Source organism: Pseudomonas sp. ZL2 (assembly GCF_054788455.1).
This window is the reverse complement of record NZ_JBGOGX010000021.1, coordinates 47,184-65,075: the sequence shown is the minus strand read 5'-3', so window position 1 is coordinate 65,075 and position 17,892 is coordinate 47,184. Positions and strand designations below refer to the sequence as shown.

The 17,892-nt window shown below is 62.0% G+C and carries 24 protein-coding genes; 8 read left to right on the top strand and 16 right to left on the bottom strand.

Annotated elements, in window-relative coordinates; genetic code table 11:
* Positions 1-124: 124 nt before the first annotated feature.
* Together ABM562_RS16055 and ABM562_RS16050 are read left to right on the top strand one after the other, a co-directional pair.
* Positions 125-1,069 (top strand): alpha/beta hydrolase, encoded by a 945-nt coding sequence (locus tag ABM562_RS16055; RefSeq protein WP_134063754.1) that lies wholly within the window; start codon positions 125-127, stop codon positions 1,067-1,069.
* Between the two features lie 34 nt (positions 1,070-1,103).
* On the top strand, positions 1,104-1,574 hold the full coding sequence (locus tag ABM562_RS16050) for a MaoC family dehydratase (protein WP_045187560.1): 471 nt from the start codon (positions 1,104-1,106) through the stop codon (positions 1,572-1,574).
* Between the two features lie 3 nt (positions 1,575-1,577).
* On the opposite strand, the gene ABM562_RS16045 is transcribed toward ABM562_RS16050, so the two are convergent.
* The 9 genes from ABM562_RS16045 to ABM562_RS16005 all read right to left on the bottom strand — a co-directional run bounded on the left by ABM562_RS16045 (position 1,578) and on the right by ABM562_RS16005 (position 7,532).
* On the bottom strand, positions 1,578-2,813 hold the full coding sequence (locus ABM562_RS16045; RefSeq protein ID WP_460422588.1) for an RNA polymerase sigma factor: 1,236 nt from the start codon (positions 2,811-2,813) through the stop codon (positions 1,578-1,580).
* Positions 2,813-3,304 carry an SRPBCC family protein gene (locus tag ABM562_RS16040; protein ID WP_460422586.1) on the bottom strand — a complete coding sequence of 164 codons (492 nt, stop codon included), beginning with the start codon at positions 3,302-3,304 and terminating at the stop codon, positions 2,813-2,815. The genes ABM562_RS16045 and ABM562_RS16040 overlap by 1 nt, the downstream gene beginning before the upstream one ends.
* Positions 3,305-3,323: 19 nt before the next feature.
* On the bottom strand, positions 3,324-3,668 hold the full coding sequence (locus ABM562_RS16035) for a YciI family protein (protein ID WP_460422585.1): 345 nt from the start codon (positions 3,666-3,668) through the stop codon (positions 3,324-3,326).
* An 86-nt stretch (positions 3,669-3,754) separates the two neighbouring features.
* A complete protein-coding gene (locus tag ABM562_RS16030; protein ID WP_115088209.1) occupies positions 3,755-4,189 on the bottom strand; it encodes a YybH family protein in 435 nt (144 codons plus the stop codon).
* Positions 4,190-4,409: 220 nt separating this feature from the next.
* Positions 4,410-4,895, bottom strand: a complete 486-nt coding sequence (locus ABM562_RS16025) for a GyrI-like domain-containing protein (RefSeq protein ID WP_134063758.1) — start codon at positions 4,893-4,895, stop codon at positions 4,410-4,412.
* 298 nt (positions 4,896-5,193) lie between these two features.
* A complete protein-coding gene (locus tag ABM562_RS16020) occupies positions 5,194-5,853 on the bottom strand; it encodes a LysE family translocator (protein WP_233673377.1) in 660 nt (219 codons plus the stop codon).
* Positions 5,854-5,934: 81 nt separating this feature from the next.
* The gene (locus ABM562_RS16015) at positions 5,935-6,267 is read right to left on the bottom strand and encodes a type II toxin-antitoxin system HicB family antitoxin (RefSeq protein ID WP_010223090.1); all 333 of its coding nucleotides are present in this window, start codon (positions 6,265-6,267) and stop codon (positions 5,935-5,937) included.
* A complete protein-coding gene (locus tag ABM562_RS16010; protein ID WP_275670890.1) occupies positions 6,264-6,443 on the bottom strand; it encodes a type II toxin-antitoxin system HicA family toxin in 180 nt (59 codons plus the stop codon). Before ABM562_RS16010 ends, ABM562_RS16015 begins: the two co-directional genes overlap by 4 nt.
* Before the next feature lie 132 nt (positions 6,444-6,575).
* Positions 6,576-7,532, bottom strand: a complete 957-nt coding sequence (locus tag ABM562_RS16005; protein ID WP_233673375.1) for a threonine dehydratase — start codon at positions 7,530-7,532, stop codon at positions 6,576-6,578.
* An 87-nt stretch (positions 7,533-7,619) separates the two neighbouring features.
* Between ABM562_RS16005 and ABM562_RS16000 the strand changes: the two genes are divergently transcribed.
* From ABM562_RS16000 to ada, 3 genes are all read left to right on the top strand, one after another.
* Positions 7,620-8,963, top strand: a complete 1,344-nt coding sequence (locus tag ABM562_RS16000) for an aminotransferase-like domain-containing protein (RefSeq protein ID WP_233673374.1) — start codon at positions 7,620-7,622, stop codon at positions 8,961-8,963.
* The gene (locus ABM562_RS15995) at positions 8,963-9,592 is read left to right on the top strand and encodes a DNA-3-methyladenine glycosylase family protein (RefSeq protein WP_233673373.1); all 630 of its coding nucleotides are present in this window, start codon (positions 8,963-8,965) and stop codon (positions 9,590-9,592) included. The genes ABM562_RS16000 and ABM562_RS15995 overlap by 1 nt, the downstream gene beginning before the upstream one ends.
* A gap of 76 nt (positions 9,593-9,668) precedes the next feature.
* Positions 9,669-10,730 (top strand): bifunctional DNA-binding transcriptional regulator/O6-methylguanine-DNA methyltransferase Ada, encoded by a 1,062-nt coding sequence (ada, locus tag ABM562_RS15990; protein ID WP_258578883.1) that lies wholly within the window; start codon positions 9,669-9,671, stop codon positions 10,728-10,730.
* A 6-nt stretch (positions 10,731-10,736) separates the two neighbouring features.
* Here the strand turns inward: ada and ABM562_RS15985 are convergent, their stop codons facing one another.
* Both ABM562_RS15985 and ABM562_RS15980 read right to left on the bottom strand, forming a co-directional pair.
* Positions 10,737-11,366, bottom strand: a complete 630-nt coding sequence (locus ABM562_RS15985) for a lytic polysaccharide monooxygenase auxiliary activity family 9 protein (protein WP_115088216.1) — start codon at positions 11,364-11,366, stop codon at positions 10,737-10,739.
* A gap of 99 nt (positions 11,367-11,465) precedes the next feature.
* Positions 11,466-11,723, bottom strand: a complete 258-nt coding sequence (locus ABM562_RS15980; RefSeq protein WP_134063769.1) for a DUF2790 domain-containing protein — start codon at positions 11,721-11,723, stop codon at positions 11,466-11,468.
* A gap of 366 nt (positions 11,724-12,089) precedes the next feature.
* On the opposite strand from ABM562_RS15980, the gene ABM562_RS15975 reads away from it, so the two are divergent.
* Positions 12,090-12,461, top strand: a complete 372-nt coding sequence (locus tag ABM562_RS15975) for a GNAT family N-acetyltransferase (RefSeq protein WP_115088509.1) — start codon at positions 12,090-12,092, stop codon at positions 12,459-12,461.
* Here the strand turns inward: ABM562_RS15975 and def are convergent.
* The 3 genes from def to ABM562_RS15960 form a co-directional block, all read right to left on the bottom strand.
* A complete protein-coding gene (def, locus tag ABM562_RS15970) occupies positions 12,413-12,952 on the bottom strand; it encodes a peptide deformylase (protein WP_115088218.1) in 540 nt (179 codons plus the stop codon). The two genes, ABM562_RS15975 and def, sit on opposite strands and share 49 nt — an antisense overlap.
* Entirely contained in the window at positions 12,942-13,928 is a 987-nt protein-coding gene (locus ABM562_RS15965; RefSeq protein ID WP_038996548.1) for a YihY/virulence factor BrkB family protein, read from the bottom strand. The genes def and ABM562_RS15965 overlap by 11 nt, the downstream gene beginning before the upstream one ends.
* A gap of 166 nt (positions 13,929-14,094) precedes the next feature.
* On the bottom strand, positions 14,095-14,274 hold the full coding sequence (locus ABM562_RS15960; RefSeq protein ID WP_115088219.1) for a CsbD family protein: 180 nt from the start codon (positions 14,272-14,274) through the stop codon (positions 14,095-14,097).
* Positions 14,275-14,509: 235 nt separating this feature from the next.
* On the opposite strand from ABM562_RS15960, the gene ABM562_RS15955 reads away from it, so the two are divergent.
* Positions 14,510-16,000, top strand: coding sequence for a right-handed parallel beta-helix repeat-containing protein (locus ABM562_RS15955; protein WP_460422579.1), 1,491 nt, complete (start codon positions 14,510-14,512; stop codon positions 15,998-16,000).
* Positions 16,001-16,014: 14 nt separating this feature from the next.
* On the opposite strand, the gene ABM562_RS15950 is transcribed toward ABM562_RS15955, so the two are convergent.
* A complete protein-coding gene (locus ABM562_RS15950) occupies positions 16,015-16,431 on the bottom strand; it encodes a hypothetical protein (protein WP_115088221.1) in 417 nt (138 codons plus the stop codon).
* A gap of 198 nt (positions 16,432-16,629) precedes the next feature.
* Between ABM562_RS15950 and ABM562_RS15945 the strand changes: the two genes are divergently transcribed.
* Complete coding sequence (locus ABM562_RS15945; RefSeq protein WP_115088222.1) at positions 16,630-17,010, top strand: hypothetical protein; 381 nt, start codon at positions 16,630-16,632, stop codon at positions 17,008-17,010.
* Here the strand turns inward: ABM562_RS15945 and ABM562_RS15940 are convergent, their stop codons facing one another.
* Positions 17,011-17,847 carry a CvfB family protein gene (locus ABM562_RS15940; protein ID WP_115088223.1) on the bottom strand — a complete coding sequence of 279 codons (837 nt, stop codon included), beginning with the start codon at positions 17,845-17,847 and terminating at the stop codon, positions 17,011-17,013. It lies immediately after the preceding gene.
* Positions 17,848-17,892 lie beyond the last annotated feature (45 nt).

Below are 17,892 nucleotides of genomic sequence, written 5' to 3'. Positions count from 1 at the left end.
GCAGGTGGCAAATACGCCAAGCGCTGTCATTAACATTGTGAATCTTATTGCTGATGACCCTGCGATTGTGTGCCTGGGTTATACACTGTGCTGACTCACCGACTTGCGTGCACAAGGACCCGCCATGCACCACGACGCGTTCTGGCTTCCGGCCAGCGATCACTGCAGCCTCTACGTTTATCAATGGCTGCCGGCCACGCCGATCAAGGCGGTGGTGCTGCTGGCCCACGGCATGGCCGAGCATGCCGGGCGCTATCAACGCCTGGGCGAGGCGCTCAGCAAGGCCGGCTACGCCCTGTTCGCCCATGACCAGCGCGGCCATGGGCGCACCGCCGAACTTGGCACTTTAGGCCTGTTCGCCCGACACAATGGCTGGAACAGCGTAGTCAACGATCTGGGCCCGCTCAGCCAGCACATCGGCCAGCAGTTTCCGGGCACACCGGTATTCCTGTTTGGCCACAGCATGGGCAGCTACATCGCCCAGGCTTACCTGATGCACCATGGCGCCAGCCTGCAAGGCGCGATTCTCAGCGGCTCGAACTTCCAACCCCCTGCCCTGTACCGAACGGCTTGCCTGATTGCCCGCTTCGAAGCCTGGCGCCAGGGTCCGCTGGGGCACAGCGCGCTGATCGAGTGGTTGTCGTTCGGCTCGTTCAACAAGGCCTTCAAGCCCAACCGCACCGCCTTCGACTGGCTCAGCCGCGACAACGACGAAGTCGACAAGTATGCTGCCGATCCGTTGTGCGGCTTTCGCTGCAGCAACCGTTTGTGGATCGACCTGCTGATGGGCCTGGAGCAAATCAGCCAGCCGCGTAACCTGGCGCAGATCGATCCGAACCTGCCGATCCTGGTGATGGGCGGTGAATGTGATCCGGTCAGTGCCGGCAAGCGTCTCAAGGATCTGGCGGGTGCCTTGCGCCTGGCCGGCAATCAGCATGTGCAGCTGCAGCTCTACCCCCAGGCGCGGCATGAGCTGCTCAACGAAACCAACCGTGACGAGGTCACGGCCGCCATCATCGACTGGCTGGACCAGGCCCTGGCTATTGGCCGCCCCGCCCGCAGCGAATGACGACCGCCCCGTACGATAGAAGGAAAGCCAAGCGATGACCCAGGTCACCAACACCCCGTACGAAGCCCTCGAAGTCGGCCAGACCGCCAGCTTCAGCAAGACCGTCGAAGAACGTGACATCCAGCTGTTCGCTGCAATGTCCGGTGACCATAACCCGGTGCACCTGGATGCCGAGTTCGCGGCCAAGAGCATGTTCAAGGAGCGCATCGCCCACGGCATGTTCAGTGGCGCGCTGATCAGCGCCGCGGTGGCCTGCGAACTGCCTGGACCGGGCACCATCTACCTGGGCCAGACCATGAGCTTCCAGAAGCCGGTCAAGTTCGGCGACACCCTGACCGTGCGCCTGGAAATCCTCGAGAAACTGCCGAAGTTCAAGGTGCGCATCGCCACCCGCGTGTTCAACCAGAACGACGAGCTGGTGGTTGACGGCGAGGCCGAGATTCTCGCCCCGCGCAAGCAACAGACCGTCGAGCTGGTCAGCCCGCCGCCGATCACCATCGGCTGAGTGTCACAACTCGCTCAGGCGGCGCTCGATAAAGCGCCGCTCGGGGCCCTGACGGGTCAGTTCGAGAGCTCTGCAATAGGCCTCGCGGGCTTGATCCAGCAGGCCTAGCTGGCGGCACAGTTCAGCGCGGGCCGAATGGGCCAGGTGGTAGTCCTGCAACTGACCGCGGGCCAGAATCGCCTCCACCGCCGCCAACCCCGCCTGGGCGCCATCGCGCCGGGCCAGGGCAGCGGCGCGGTTGAGTTCGACCACCGGCGACGGCCAGCGCTGCCACAGTACATCGTACAGACCGACGATTTCTGCCCAGTCCGTGTCCTCGGCACTGGCCGCTTGCGCATGCACGGCGGCAATCGCTGCCTGCAAGCTATAGACGCCAAACTGCTGGCTACGCAGGGCCTGCTGCACCAGCTGGCAGCCTTCGGCAATCAGTTCACGGTTCCACAGCCTGCGGTCCTGCTCATCCAGCAGCACAAGCTCGCCCTGGGCATCGCTGCGCGCCTGCTGCCGCGAAGCCTGCAGGAGCATCAGCGCCAGCAGGCCGAGCACTTCCGGATCGGGCAGCAATTGCTGGAGCAAACGCCCAAGGCGGATCGCTTCATCGCTCAGGTCGTGGCGCATCAGGCTCTCCCCCGAAGACGCCGAGTAGCCTTCGTTGAACACCAGGTAGATCACCCGCAACACGCTATCAAGACGCTCCGGCAGTTCGGCCAGAGACGGCACCTGATAGGGAATTCGCGCATCGCGGATCTTGGCTTTGGCGCGGACGATGCGCTGGGCGATGGTCGCCGGGCTCTGCAAAAACGCGCGGGCGATTTCTTCGGTGGTCAGGTCACAGACTTCGCGCAAGGTCAGCGGCACCTGGGCATCGGCGGCCAGCGCCGGGTGACAGCAGGTGAAGATCAGGCGCAGGCGGTCGTCCTCCAGCTCTTCGTCATTCACCTGAGCCTCCTCGAGCGACTCCAGCGCCTGCACCAACTGCGCCTGGGAACGGTCGAAACGCGCACGCCGGCGCAGGCTGTCGATCGCCTTGAAGCGCCCGGTGGACACCAGCCAGGCCCTGGGGCTGGCAGGAATACCGTCACGCTGCCAGCGTTCGACGGCAATGAAAAATGCTTCGTGCATGGCCTCTTCAGCCAGGTCGAAGTCGCCCAGCAGGCGAATCAGTGTCGCCAGGATGCGCCGCGACTCCTGGCGATAGACCGTCTCCAGTTGTGCCCGTACCGTAGCAAGCGTGGCCATCAGTCGGGCATCTGCGTAGTCACCAGCGCCACCAGGCGATCCAGGCTCTCACCCCAGCCACGGTGAAAGCCCATCTCTTCGTGGGCCTGGCAATCGGCGGCACTCCAGTGCCAGGCGCGGGCGGTGTACTGGGTCTTGCCGTGAATGTCGTCGAAGGTCACGACAACGGTCATGAAAGCCTTGTTCGACGGGACCCAACCCGGGCCGAAAGCATCGGTAAAGGCGATCCGCGCCGGCGGCACGATCTCCAGAAACACCCCCTGATTCGGATACTCGCTGCCGTCAGGTGCACGCATCACAGTACGAAACAAGCCGCCCACCCACAGCTGCATTTCGCATTCCGGCGTAGTCATGCCGTTGGGGCCCCACCACCGGGCAAGCAGTTGCGGCTCGGTCCAGGCGCGAAACACCTTGGTCCGCGGCGCGTCGATCAGGCGCGTCAACGACAGCTCATGCTGCGCCTTGGGCTGCTCGGGGTGTAGAAGGCTCATCGTGTTGTTCTCCTTGGTTTCAGGGTTGCAACTCGCGGATTGGCCGCACCTCGACACTGCCGACCCGCGCAGCGGGAATGCCGCGGGCAATGTTCAAGGCCTCGTTCAAGTCCCGCGCATCAACCAGATAGAAGCCGGCCAGTTGCTCCTTGGTTTCGGCGAAAGGGCCGTCGGTCAGGCTCATCTGCCCGCCGCGCACACGCACGGTGGTTGCGGTCTGCACCGGTTGGAGCGCCTCCGCGGCGAGCATTCGGCCGCTGCCCTGGATCGATTCGGCGTAGGCCATGCACTCGGCGTCGGCCGGGCTTTCGGGCAGGCTATGCAGCAGACTTTCGTCACAGTAGACCAGGCACAGGTATTTCATCGTCGTCTCCACAGCTGGGGATACTATGGCGGTAGATCACACCGCCTTAGAAAGCGCGATTCGGCATAACTCTCGGGGTTCTAAGCTCAAGGCTTGAGCGAGAACAGCGCGGCACCTGATTCCATGTCGAACGGCGCTGACCAGTGCTCATGAATCACCTTCCATTGCCCGTCGATCCGCTGGTAGCCCACGGTCGCGCGCATGTAGCAGCCTTGATCCTCACCCCCTTCGCTGCTGGCCGGGCCACAGCGATTGAGCCAGTGGGCCAAAGCCAGTTCCGGGGTGGCCTGGATCTGCAATTGCTCGATTTCGAAGATCATTTCGCCGGGGCAGTGATCCATGCAGGCCTGCCAGTGGGCGCGATAGGCGGCCTTGCCTTGGAACTGCAATTGCTGGATCGCATCGAAAGCGCGAATGTTCTCGGCGTAAGGCGCGGTAATGGCCTCGACATCCCGCGAGCGTACTGCGGGAAGCCATTGTTCGATGAGTTGGCGGATTTCGTTCTCGGCGGCACTGTTCATGGTCGTGTCCTCTGCGCGATCAGGCGCCGAACAACTCGGCGCGTTCACAGATGGTCGAATGGCAGCGGCTGAAATCGACAGACTGGGGAAACTGATTGCGAGCCTCAGAAACCCAACCCAAGGATCACATACGCGAAGAACCAGAAAAGACTGACGGTGGTCCTCCAGCGGGCAATCGGGCCAAAGCGCCTGGCTTGTTGTGCAGCGCTACAGCGTTCGATCATTTGTCTTCCAAAGGTAACCAGATTTCCATCACGCTGTGGCTGTCGTTGGGGTTGAAGTCCCGGCCATAACGCTCGAACTCAGGCGCGTTGGCCACGGTTTCGCCGGACACCGGCACCCAGTCCTGCCAGATCGCCTGAAAGGTAGCCTTGAGATTGTCGAGGCTACCGTGGTGCTCAAACACCGCATAACGCCGGGCCTTGAGCTCGACATGCCGAAACTCTGCAGGCAGCGGCTCAGTGCCCTGCACTTCAACCCCGGCGATATAGTCGAAATTGCCTTTGCCATCACCGTTGCAGCACACCCCGTAGGCTTCCTCGCCCACCTGCCCGGGTACCCGGCCAATGTGCTGCTCGAAGCGTTGCCACAGGGTGGGGATTTGCTGGAGGGTGGCCTGGCCATAGCGCTTACCAAGTCCGGCAACCGTGAAGGTACGACCATCTTCGAAACGCGCGGGTTTGATCGGGGGAGTCTGCAGAGTCATGTCCTTTGCCTCGTTCGCCAGGGTAATGGGCACAGCGCATCCGTACCCACCGCTAGAGTAGCGGCAATTACCCATTCTCGTAATCTGCTTGAGGTTCTGCCCCGGACGAAAAGAGCCCCTTGCGGAGCTCTTGGCCTTATTGCGGAAGAAAACTGTCGCCGGAGCGTTTGGCGCGTTTGGCGGCGTGTTTTTCTTTGGCGGTTTTCAGTGGTTTTTTCTTCGTCATCTTTTTCGCATCAAGACCTTTCATCGAAGATCCTCCTGCCTGACGGCACCTGCGCACCGGTGTCTCGAATCATTATAGACCCGGGGTGGCCGCAGGCACGGCGAGGATGAACTCGCGGTAACCGGAAAGAACCACGTAGCCGGCGAAATAACAGAAGATGCCCGCCGACAGCAGGTACGACCAGGTCAGCAAGCGGTCACCCAACAACCGCCCGCCATGGCTGGCAATGCCGCACAACGACAGGCACCAGATCAGCCCGGCGGCAAAGAAGCCGGAGAGAAACAGCCCGGCTTCGAACAGGCTGCCGCCACCGGAACGGGAAATCAGCACCCCGCCGACCGCGGCAAACCAGAGAATGGCGCTGGGTGACGACATGGCCAGGAAGATCCCGCGCATGAACTCGCGCCAGCCCGATTCCACGACCACCTCGCCACGGGTCTCCAGGTGGGCGTTGCCGCGCAGCGCCGCCAGCAGCATCTTGATGGCAAACCACACCAGCAACACCGACCCGCCCAACCACAGCACCCAGCGTACCGTTTCAAATTGCAGCAACACGGTCATCCCCGCCAACGCCGCAATGGCATACAGCAGATCACCGACACAGGTGCCCAGCCCCAGCCAGAAGCCCTGCAGGAACCCCCGCTGCATGGCCAGGGTGATCATGGCGATATTGGCAATGCCGATATCCAGGCACAACGACAAACTCAGCAGAAATCCATTTGAAAAAGGCATCGACGTTCCGTAACCGCTGTTGAGGGCAGGCGCTATTTAAACGGTTTTTCGCCGGGCTGTATTGGAAGAAATTGCCTTTATTCAGGCTTGTGCTGCACGCTCAAAAACTTCATCGGCCCATTGGTTGAGGCTCTTGCCTGCCGACTGAGCTGCGATGGTCGCCGCGGCGTGGACTTCTGGCCTGATACGCAGCATGACCTTGCCGGAAGCGGGTTTTTCCGGCTTGACCCCACGCTCGGCGCAATCGGCCAGGTAGTCATCCAGCGCCAGGTGAAACGCCTCGTGCAACTGCCTGACGGCGCTGGCGTGGAAGCTGATGATGTCACGCACACCCAGGACACGACCGACGAAAATATCGTCCCGTGGGTCGTATTCGACTCGGGCGGTGTAGCCCTTGTAGCTCATAGTGTTCATGGTTGAACTCCTGCCCGTAGAAGAAACTCGCGGGCTTCTTCCACCTGATATCGCTTGGCCTCTTTGCCCGGGTGCGGCCGGTGACAGCGCCAAAGCTGATCACCCAGGATCAACTTGACCCTGGAGCCCTCACGTTCCTGCACTTGCCCGCCCAGGTACAGCACTAGCGCCTCGATGTCGGTAAACCCCAGGCTGGCGCTGGTCGGTGTGCGGAAGATGCTGTCGAGGATCGTTCAATATCGATTGTTCATCGGAAAATGCTATCAAAATAAGATAGCACTTTTTCCAATGCTTCAATTCAGGATTTTTCAATCACCCGCCAACACCTGCGCATACCGCTGCCGATCAACATTCGCCCCACTGAGAATCACCGCCACCTTGCACCCCTGCTGACGCTCGCGCTCCTGGATCAGCGCGGCAAGCCCGGCGGCGCCTGCGCCTTCGGCGGTGTTGTGGGTGTCTTCGTGGTAGATGCGCATCGCCTGGGCAATTTCCTCATCGCTGACGCGCACGATGCGCGCGGCGTGCTGGCGGATGATTTCGAAGGCTTCGGGCAACGGCATACGGCAGGCCATGCCGTCGGCGAAGGTGTTGGCCGTGGCGGTGGTGACGATGCGGCCCTGCTCCAGGCTCTGGGCAAAAGCGTCCGCGGCGCTGGACACCACGCCGACGATCTCGGTGCGCAGGCCAAGCAGGTTGCGCGCCTGGATCAGGCCGCATATGCCCGAGCCCATGCCGATCGGTACGTAGACGCAATCCAGCTCGTGTACCGCTTCCAGCAGCTCCAGCGCATAGGTGGCGACGCCGCGGATCAACTCGGGGTGAAACGGCGGGACGCTCTCGTAGCCGTGCAGCTGGGCCAGGCGCGCGGCCTCTTCGCGGGACTGGTCAAAGTCGGCGCCGTGCTCGATCAACTGGGCGCCAAGGGCACGCATCGCCGCGTTCTTCTCCTGTGAGTTGCCTTCGGGAACCACGATGATGATCGGCAGCCCGGCATTGCGTGCGGCCAGCGCCATGCTCTGGCCGTGGTTGCCACGGGTCGCGGTGACCAGGCCGCGAACCGTCGGCTTTTGCGCCAGCAACCACTGCACATACATCAGCCCGCCGCGCACCTTGAAGGCGCCGGTCGGTGCATGGTTTTCATGTTTGACCCAGACCTCGCAGCCCAGCCGTTGCGCCAGGCGCGGCCAGGCATATTGCGGGGTGGCGGGTACGCTGGCATGAACCAGGCGGGCAGCATCGCGCAGGGCAGGCAGATCGAACATGAAGCACCTCGGCAGGATCGGATTTGACCTGATCCTAGTCGCCGCGCATTGTATGGGTAAATTCTTATATTGCATGGCCAACAATAAATGTGGACCCCTGCCCTCACCGAGGATGCCCAGCCGCGCTACCTGGCCCTGGTCGACGCTATTGCCGCCGCCATCGAGCGCGGCGAGCTGAAAGTCGGCGAACGTCTGCCGCCACAACGGCGCCTGGCCTGGAACCTGGGGCTGAACCCCAGCACCACTCAGCAGGCCTACCGCGAGGCGGCGGCACGGCACCTGGTCTCGGGCGAAGTCGGGCGTGGCACCTATGTGCTGGCCGGCAGCAAGGAGGCTACGCTGTTTCGCCTCAAGCAGCGCGACGTGCAATCAAGCCTGATCGACCTGTCGACCAATGTGCCCGTGATCGACCCGGCCAACCGCGACAGCGAAACGACCTTGCAGGCGTTGTTGCAGGACGGTCAGGCGGGCTGCCTGGACCATTACCTGAGCGCCGAAGAGTTGCTGCGCGGCCGTGTGCACGGCGCCGCCTGGCTGGCCAATCGCGGCCTGCAACTGAACGACCGGCAACTGCTGCTGTGCGGCGGCGCCCAGCAGGGCTTGTTCACGACCTTGCTGTCACTGTGCCAACCGGGCGAAGCAGTGCTGGTCGAAGCCCTCACGGCCCCCGGCATCAAGGCCGCCTGCCGGCAATTGCGCCTGCCGCTGCATGGCATCGCCCTGGACGATCAGGGCATTGTTGCCGATGATCTGGATCGGGTCGCCCGTGCCACCGGCGCGCGCGTCATGGTGCTGACCCCGAGCCTGCACAACCCTACCGGTGCATGCATGAGCAGCGCTCGCCAGCAGGCGATTGCCGAGGTGGTCGAGCGGCATGACCTGCTGGTGATCGAAGACGATGTCTACGGTGCGCTGACCGACCAGCCACCGCTGTGGCGGTTGCTCGGGCGGCGCGGCCTGTTGATCAGCAGCCTGTCGAAAACCGTCGGCGCCGGCCTGCGCCTGGGCTGGATCGTGGCTGACCCGGCGTTACTGGCGCAGGTCGATCCCCATGCCCAGGCCACTCACTGGCAGGTGTCGCCGCTGAACCTGCAGATTGCCTGTCGCTGGATTGCCGATGGCACGGCGCAAAGGCGTCTGGCCTGGCAGCGCGAGGAAGTCCGCCAACGCTGGCGCCTGGCCTGCAGGATTCTGGGCAGCTACCTGGTCAACAGCAGCCAGCCTGCCCCACACATCTGGGTCAAGGCCGGGCACAGCGCCGCACGCTTGACCGAGGCTTGCCGGGCCAATGGCGTGGCGGTGGTGCCAGCCGAGGTGTTCGCGGTAAAACAGCATGACCTGGCAGCGATCCGCATCAGCCTGTCGGCGGCTGCCAGCCGGGCCGAACTCAAGCAGGCATTGGAGCACGTGGCAAAGGCGCTGGAGGCCTGATGAGCAAGCACGCTTTCTATACCGAGGCGCAAACCTACCTCGCCGCGATGGACCCGCAGTGGGCCGCACACATCGAGGCGGTGGGCCCTTGCCTGCATCAACCCAAACCCACCCGTGACCCGTATCAGGCACTGGTGCGGGCCATTGCCTACCAGCAACTGCATGCCAAGGCGGGCGATGCGATTCTCGGACGCTTTCTGGCGCTCTACCCGGGGTGCGGGTTTCCCAGCCCCGAGCAGGTGCTGGCGACCACCCCGGAGCAATTGCGCGGCTGCGGATTCTCGGCGAGCAAACTGGCAACCATCCAGGGTATCGCCAGGGCACGTGTCGAAGGGCGGGTGCCAGACTACCAACAGGCCTCGGTACTGGAAGATGAAGCGCTGGTCGAGCGCCTGATCAACCTGCGTGGCGTAGGCCGCTGGACCGTCGAGATGCTGCTGATCTATACCCTGGAACGCATGGACATCCTGCCGGCCGACGACTTCGGTGTGCGCGAGGGCTACCGCCGCTTGCAAGGCCTGGAGACGCAGCCGACGCGCCGGCAAATGATCGACCTGGGCAAGCGCTGGAGCCCCTACCGGACCGTTGCCGCCTGGTACCTCTGGCGCGTACCGGCCAAGCGAGTTTGAACGCAAGACCCGGAGTTATTCCTGTAGCCCGACCCCGTAGCCTGAACCCATCGATCACCGCCAGGAGCAAACCGTCATGAGTACAGGCAAACCACGGATCAGCGAATCCGACCCGCGCTGGCAGGCCATCCTGGCCCGCGACCCGGCTGCGGACCAGGCCTTCGTCTATGCCGTGCGTACCACGGGCGTCTATTGCCGGCCGAGCAGCACCTCGCGCCTGCCGCGCATCGACAACGTCGAATTCTTCGACACTGCCGAACTGGCCGAAGCCGCCGGCTACCGGCCGAGCAAGCGCCGCGGCGCCAACCAGACCGATGTCGCCGAACAGCACCGGGCCCAGGTCACCCGCGCCTGCACCTTGATCGAAAGCGCCGACCCGGCGCCCAGCCTGAACCAGCTGGCTGAACAACTGAAGATGAGCCCGTTCCACTTTCACCGGGTGTTCAAAGCCGTGACCGGGCTGACGCCCAAGGCCTATGCCACGGCTCACCGTGCGCGCAAGGTACGCACTCAACTGCAGCAGTCGGCAACGGTCACCGACGCCTTGTACGAGGCCGGGTTCAACTCCAACAGCCGCTTCTACGAATCGAGCAATGCACGCCTGGGCATGACCCCGGGCGCCTATCGTGACGGCGGTGCCAATACCGACATCCGCTTTGCCATCGGCCAGTGCACGTTGGGGGCAATTCTGGTGGCGCAGAGTGAACGGGGGATTTGCGCAATCCTGCTCGGTGACGATCCGCAGGCGCTGCTCAATGACCTGCAGGACAAATTCCCCAAGGCCAACCTGATCGGCGGCGACGAAGGCTTCGAAAGCCTGATTGCCAGGGTCGTGGGTTTTATCGAGGCACCGGGCATCGGCCTGGACCTGCCGCTGGACCTGCGCGGCACAGCCTTTCAGGAACGCGTCTGGCAGGCCTTGCGGGCGATCCCGGCTGGTTGTACGGCCAGCTATGCCGAGATCGCCCAGCGGATCGGCTCTCCCAGGGCGGTGCGCGCCGTGGCCCAGGCTTGCGCGGCCAACGCCCTGGCTGTGGCCATCCCGTGTCACCGGGTGGTGCGCAGCGACGGCAACCTCTCGGGCTACCGTTGGGGCGTGGAGCGCAAGCGTGAACTGCTGGCGCGCGAGAGCCAGTGAGGCGGGTTACTGGAAGTTGACGTCGAAGGCCTGGTAGAAGGCGTTGCCGGTATCAGCGACCAGCCACAGCAGCACGATGACGTGATGGCCGCGCTTGTTGCCGGGTAGCTTGACCTCGTGTTCGACCTTGGCCTTGAGCTTGTCCTTATGATCGAAATACGGCGTATACGGATAGAGGTCGTCGGCAAACGGCGCCGTCTCGAGCTGGGCACGACTGATGCGTTTGTTCACATCCCATCCATCTTTGGTAATAAACCAGCGATAGCCACGGGTGGTGTGCGGGGCCGTGTATTCCCACTTCACATGAAAGGTCTGGCCTGGCGTGACATTCAACAACGGCCAGGTAAAGGGCGAGCCCAGTTTGGCGGACATTTCGGCATTGGTGTAATTGACGACGTCGCGAGCATCCTCTTTGCCGCCACTTAGAATATATCCATCCGCCGGTGGCACGACACTGGCGACATCCGACTGGAAGGGCGCGGGTACCGGCCCACCCACCAGGCTGGGGAAGTTTTTACCGCCTTCCATTTCGTTGACTTGCCAGTTGCCGAGCAATCCCAGTTCGACAGTCTTGGAACCACGGCTGGCCGGTGAAATGACCCGACCGTGACGCAGATTCTTTTCAGGGCTGTTCATTGCATTCACTCCTTGTGAGATAGAAAAACCTGTCCACCCTGGACACGATTCACCCTAGCTCAAGCCCTGCAATGCGCAACCCAGAGGCGCCAAACGGTATCAACCGTTGCTGCAGCCGTCGCCCATGGCGCGGTATGCGATGGTGTGGCGCTGACCCTGATGGTCTTCGTAGGTCATGGTTGCCGGTACCACTTCACAGACATTGGGAATGGTCGACAAACTGATGACTTTGGCAATATCCAGGTTAGTGCTGTAGTCATACTGCTCAACAACAGGTTGCGCAGCAGCACTATTGATTTCATCCGCCATGGCGAACGACGACATGGCAACCAGGGCAAGTGCAAATAAACTTTTCATGATAATAGGCCTGCAAAGCAATCAAACTAATCGATTGACTTCATTTGCCAATAAGGGCGCGGAGAAGTTGTTATATCAAGCAATGGGACATAACACGAAGTACCGACCCCACTACAACTTATTCCGTGGGATGTGGTTAGTTTACAAGGTACTTCGGGCGGTTAAATCGCGAAGCCGGACATTCACTGTTACCGCCTGTGCAACAATAAGCCCGACACAACGCCCTCGACACTTTTCGCCTTCCCGTGTAAAAGCCCGGGGTAGAGCCTTTGCCAGATCAAACCAGTGACCTTGTTACGCTATTGCCCGCTGCCCGCCGCCGAGCGGCCCCTGCTGAATAAATTCTACCGAAACCAGGGTTCGCCCATGCGCGCGGCTGCCCAGGGCCAGCTTTGGGTAGCCAGGGCCGATGAGATCGTCGCTGCCTTGTGCCTGAGCCAAGTACCAGGCGGCCATTGGCTGACCGGGTTGTTCGTCGCGCCCGCCTGGCGCGGCCAACGGGTCGCCCGCCAGCTGATCGAAGCGGCCGCGAGCGAGTTGCAAGGGGACATCTGGTTGTTTTGCCATCCGGCTCTGGTGGGCTTCTACGAGCGGCTGGCGTTCAGCACCAGCGACGCCCTGCCCGCCACTCTGGCCGAGCGCCTGGCCCGCTACCAGCGCAGCAAGCCCCTGTTGGCGATGACGCGGATTCAGTCGTCGCTGGCCGGGTCCAGCCCGGGGAACAGCACCTCGGTATAACCGAAGCGGCTGAAATCGTGGATGCGCGAGGGGTAAAGGCGGCCGATCAGGTGATCGCACTCATGCTGCACCACCCGGGCATGAAAACCTTCGGCGTTGCGCACGATCGGCTGCCCCTGCGGATCGATGCCTTCGTAACGGATCCGCTGGTAGCGCGGCACCACACCACGCAGCCCCGGCACCGACAGGCAGCCTTCCCAGCCGTCCTCGACCTCGGTGCCCAAGGGTGTGATCAGCGGATTGAGCAGAATGGTGCGCGGCACCGCCTCGGCATCCGGGTAGCGCTCGCTGCGCTCGAAACCGAAGATCACCAGTTGCAGGTCGATACCGATCTGCGGCGCGGCCAGGCCAACACCGCCGACATGCTCCATGGTTTCGAACATGTCGGCGATCAGTCGCTCAAGCCCGGTGCTGCCGATCATGTGCTTCGGCACAGGCGGGGCGATGCGCAGCAAGCGCTCATCGCCCATTTTCAGGATGTCATGAATCATGCTGGCTTCGACTCAGGGGTTCGCTGGCAGGCGTGGTTTCATGATCGAGTGAATGATCGCGGCCAAGCCCGGAAACATGCTTTTTATCATGCTCGTGGGCGACACCATCAAAGTCTTTTTCGCCGGGGTCCTTGCCTTCCTCGGACATATGCTCGATCACCGCATTCATCTCCGCGCCCAGCAACAACACCGCAGCGGAGATATAGAAGTACAACAGCAGGACAATGATCGCCCCGATGCTGCCGTACATGGCGTTGTAGTCGGCGAAAGTCTTGACGTAATAACCGAAGCCCAAGGACGCGATGATCCACACCACTACTGCCAGCACCGAACCGGGGGTAATGAAGCGAAACTTCTGCTTAACGTCGGGCATCACGTAATAGATCAGGGCCACCGCGACCATCATCAGAATGATGATTGCCGGCCAGCGCAGCACGGTCCACAAGGTGACGATGAACTCCTGCATGCCGATCTGCGAGGCAATCCACTCCATCACCTGCGGCCCCAGCACCATCAGTGCGGCAGCCGCCAGGAGCATGCCGGCAATGCCGACGGTGTAGATCACCGACAACGGGATACGCTTCCACACCGGGCGCCCTTCGACCACGTCGTAGGCGGCGTTCATCGCGCTCATCATCAGCCGCACACCGGCTGACGCGGTCCACAGGGCGATGACGATACCCACCGAGAGCAAACCGCCCTTGGATTGCTGCAACTGGTCGATCACCGGGTTGACCTGCTCCAGCGCCTGGGGCGGCAACACCAGTTCAGACTGCAGGCGCAGCCAGGAGAAGAAATCCGGCAAATGCAGGAAGCCGATCAGGGCGATCAGGAACAGCAGGAAGGGAAACAGCGAAAACAGCATCTGGTAAGCCAGCGCCGAGGCGTAGGTGGACATCTCGTCATCGAGAAACTCCTTGACTGTGCGCACCAGCACACGGTGCAACGGCAAGCCGCGCAGGTCGGGGAAAATCATAGCGTCTCCTTTCGCCGCTCGAGGGTCATGGGCAAAGTTCCTCAAACACTTATCAGACAGGTTCGACCTGAAGTCTAATCGACGATCGCCTCACAGTTGCGACTGATTGCTGCAGATAGCACAACGGCCACCCGAGGATGGCCGTCGTCCTACCCTGCACACAGGTTCAAGGCTTCTTCATGGCGTCCTTGACCTTGCCAACCGCTTGCTGAGCTTCGCCCTTGAGTTCCTGGGCCTTGCCCTCGGCGCGCAGCTTGTCGTTGTCGGTCACCTTGCCAACACCTTGCTTGACGTTGCCAACAGCCTCGTTGGCCATACCTTTTACTTTGTCTTTAGTGCCACTCATGGGAGTTCTCCTGAAGGGGAAATAACACGCGGTCAGAGTCGACAGTCTGTGGACCCATGGCCTGTTGCGAGAGTTTCAATTATTTGCCCGCTGGCAAAACAGCGGGCGAATATCGCCCCGATTCGCTCAAGCAAGCCGCTGAATCGCAAAGGCTTATCCTAGAATCGACAGCCACGCTGCAGGCTTTTTGCGCCTGCGCTATAACAACAACAGCCGACTGCGGAAACCTTTGCCCATGCGCGTCACGCCCCTGCTGGCAGCCCTTTTGCTGCCCCTGTCCGCCATTGCCGCCGCACCGGCAACGGCCCTGACCACGCTGGTGGTCGATCAATACGCCGATGACCAACAGCCCGGCAGCCTGCGTTGGGCGATCGAGCGCAACAACGAAAAGCCCGGCCAGTACCGGATCGAAATCCGCCCGGTAGGCAAGCCCCCGTACCTGATCAAGCCAGCCTCACCGCTGCCGCCGATCCAGGGCCCGGTAAGCATCGAAGGCACGGCCTGGGCCCGCGACGGCCAGTTCATCGCCATCGACGGCTCGGCCTACATCATCGGCGACGGCACCCAGGCCTGCCCCGGCGCCGTACCCGGCCAGTTCGGCACCAATGTACGCACCACCACCGGCCCCGGGCTGGTGCTGCGTGACACCCAGGGCGTGCGCATTTCCGGCCTGGAAGTGCGTAATTTCTGCATCGGCATCCTGCTCAACCGCGCCAGCAACAACGTCATCGAAGACAACCGCATCGTCGCCAACAAGGGCGGTGCCGGGATCATGCTCACCGGCGACGATGGCCAGGGCAACCCGACCGCGACCACCACCAATAACAACAAGGTGCTGCGCAACCAGCTGATCGATAATGGCGATGGCCTGGAACTGACCCGCGGCGCGGCGTTCAACCTGGTGGCTGACAACCTGTTCCGCTCCACCGAGGCCAACCCGGAACCGTCCCAGGGCATCGAAATACTCTGGGGCAACGACAACAGCGTGGTGCGCAATCGTTTCGAGAACTACTCGGACGGCTTGCAGATCAACTGGGGCCAGCGCAATTACCTGGCCGCCAACACCTTTACCGGCAACTCGATCGGGGTCAGCGTCAGCGGCGCCGGTAATATCCTTGACGGCAACCTGATCCATGGCAACCGCATCGGCGTGGCCCTGCGCCCGGAGCCAACCACCACCAGCAACCGCCTGAGCGCCAACCGCATCTGGGACAACGGCAAGGACATCCGTCGCTGCCAAGCCGGTGGCTCGTGCATTGCCGAGCAGCGCACCGGGGCCATCGTCTTTGGCGTACCGGCGCTTGAGCATGCGATCTATGAGGGCTCACGGGGGATTGGCGTCGATCAGTCGGCGAACAACCGGGCGATCATCTGCGACGCCAAGGCGCCCGTAGAAGGCTGCCAGCCGTTGCCCAACCGTAACCAGCCAGCACCGCAGCTCACTGAACTCAAGGACGGTCGCTTGAGCGGTACGGTCCATGCTGAGCCTCACAGCCTGCTGCGTGTTGAAGTATTCGCCAATGGGCAAGCCGCTGGCCGCGAAGCCGAGCAGTACCTGGGCGAAGTGATGGTGCCGACTGACGCACGCGGCGAGGGGCACTTCGACTATCGGCTGGAACAGGCGCAGCGGTTCGGCGCCTTTACCGCGACGGTGACACACACCGATGGTGCCACCTCACCGCTGAGCCAGCCGTTGTCGCCAGCAACGGCCAGCGCCAACCGCTAAGCCCCGTTGCGGGGTCAGTGTTTCCTGGCATCGCATTGGGCGCGCAGATCGCGGTTGTCGATGCTGCCGCAACTGCTGCCTTTCATGGCGTTGCAGTAGGCGCGCTGATCCCGGTCGTCGATCGAGCCACAGCTGCCACCCTGGGTTTCGGCATTGCAGGCGGCACGCAGGTCGCGGTTGTCGATACTCCCGCAACTGCCGCCTTTCTTGGCATTGCAGTAGGCGCGCTGGTCACGGTCATCGATGGAGCCACAGCTGCCGCCCTGGGTTTCGGCATTACAGGCGGCACGCAGGTCGCGGTTATCGATACTCCCGCACGAGCCCCCTTCGCGGGCATAACAGTAGGCACGTTGATCGCGGTCATCGATACTGCCGCACCCTGCATAGGCATAGCCACTGAGCATCAACAACAGGGCAATCACTACTTTCATTTGCGTTCTTCCTTGGGTTGCCAGGGAGGCGCCTGGCGCTGGTCGATCAATTGGCTGGCGCACCATTGCGCGCCATCATATTGATATCAAAGCAGGAAATAAGTTCCGCGCACGCCTGCGCTTGCCACGGCGGCTTTATGTTTCAAGTTAATCCCAGCACAATAAGCGACCTTTCAAGCGTCACCCGTAGGAACCTGCATGAAACTCGACAAACCCACCGCCATTGCCCGCCGCAACCAGGAACTGGAAAGACCCGTGCTCAACAGCGACAACACCCTGTTTGCCGTGCTCGACACCAAGCGCAGCCTGTGGTGGTTCGATGTGCCGGTGAAGCTGCTGCGCAAGGGCCAGCCCGACTGGGTCAACCTGCTGCTGCACACCCCGGAAACCGACGAGCTGCAGCATTTGAAGGTGCCGGTGAACTACCTGCAGGCGCATCAGGAAAAAATGGAAGTGCGCCACCCGGGCAAGCGCCGCTCGACCATCAGCCTGGCGCTGAGTGCCGATCGCGATTCGCTGCTCAAAGACCTGCGCCCAGGCGGTGAAAACCTGAATTTCGCAGGCTTCAAGCAGGTCTGATCAGGCCAGTTCGATGCGGTCGGCGTGGATGACGATGCGGCCATCCTTGTACAAGGCACCGATGGCTTTCTTGAAGTTGCCCTTGCTGACCCCGAACAGATCGCTGATCAGCTGCGGATCGCTCTTGTCGCTGACCGGCAGCACGCCGTTGGCATCCTTGAGCTTGGCGAGGATCTTGTCGTGCAGGCTGTTGGCCAGGTCCTGGCCGATGGGCTGCAGGCTCAGGGCAATCTTGCCGTCGCTGCGCAGCTCCTTGATGTAGCCCTTCTCCTGCTTGCCCGAACGCAGGAACTTGAACACTTCGTTCTTGTGAATCAGGCCCCAGTGCTTGTTGTTGATGATCGCCTTGAAACCCATCGGGGTTTCTTCGGCCACCAGCAAGTCGACTTCCTGGCCGACCTTGTAGGTCGCCGGCACCTTGTCCAGGTAACGGTCCAGGCGCGCGGTGGCGGTGATGCGGCGGGTACGCTTGTCGAGATAAGCGTGCACCACACAGTACTCACCGGCCTTCATCTGGCGCTTTTCTTCGGAGTACGGCATCAACAGGTCTTTGGGCAGGCCCCAGTCGAGGAAGATGCCGATGCTGTTGATCTCTTTGACCTTGAGGCTGGCGAACTCGCCGACCTGCAACTTGGTCTTTTCCGTGGTGGCGATCAGCTTGTCTTCGCTGTCGAGGTAGACAAAGACGTTCAGCCAGTCTTCGACCTCGGTGGGCGTGTCCTTGGGGATGTAACGGTTAGGCAGCAGGATTTCGCCGTCCGCCCCGCCGTCCAGGTACAGACCGAAGTCTGTGTGCTTGACCACTTGCAAAGTGTTGTAACGCCCAACTAAAGCCATTTCCGGAAATCCTCGTTGCGAGCGGGGCATTCTACACCTGAAGCG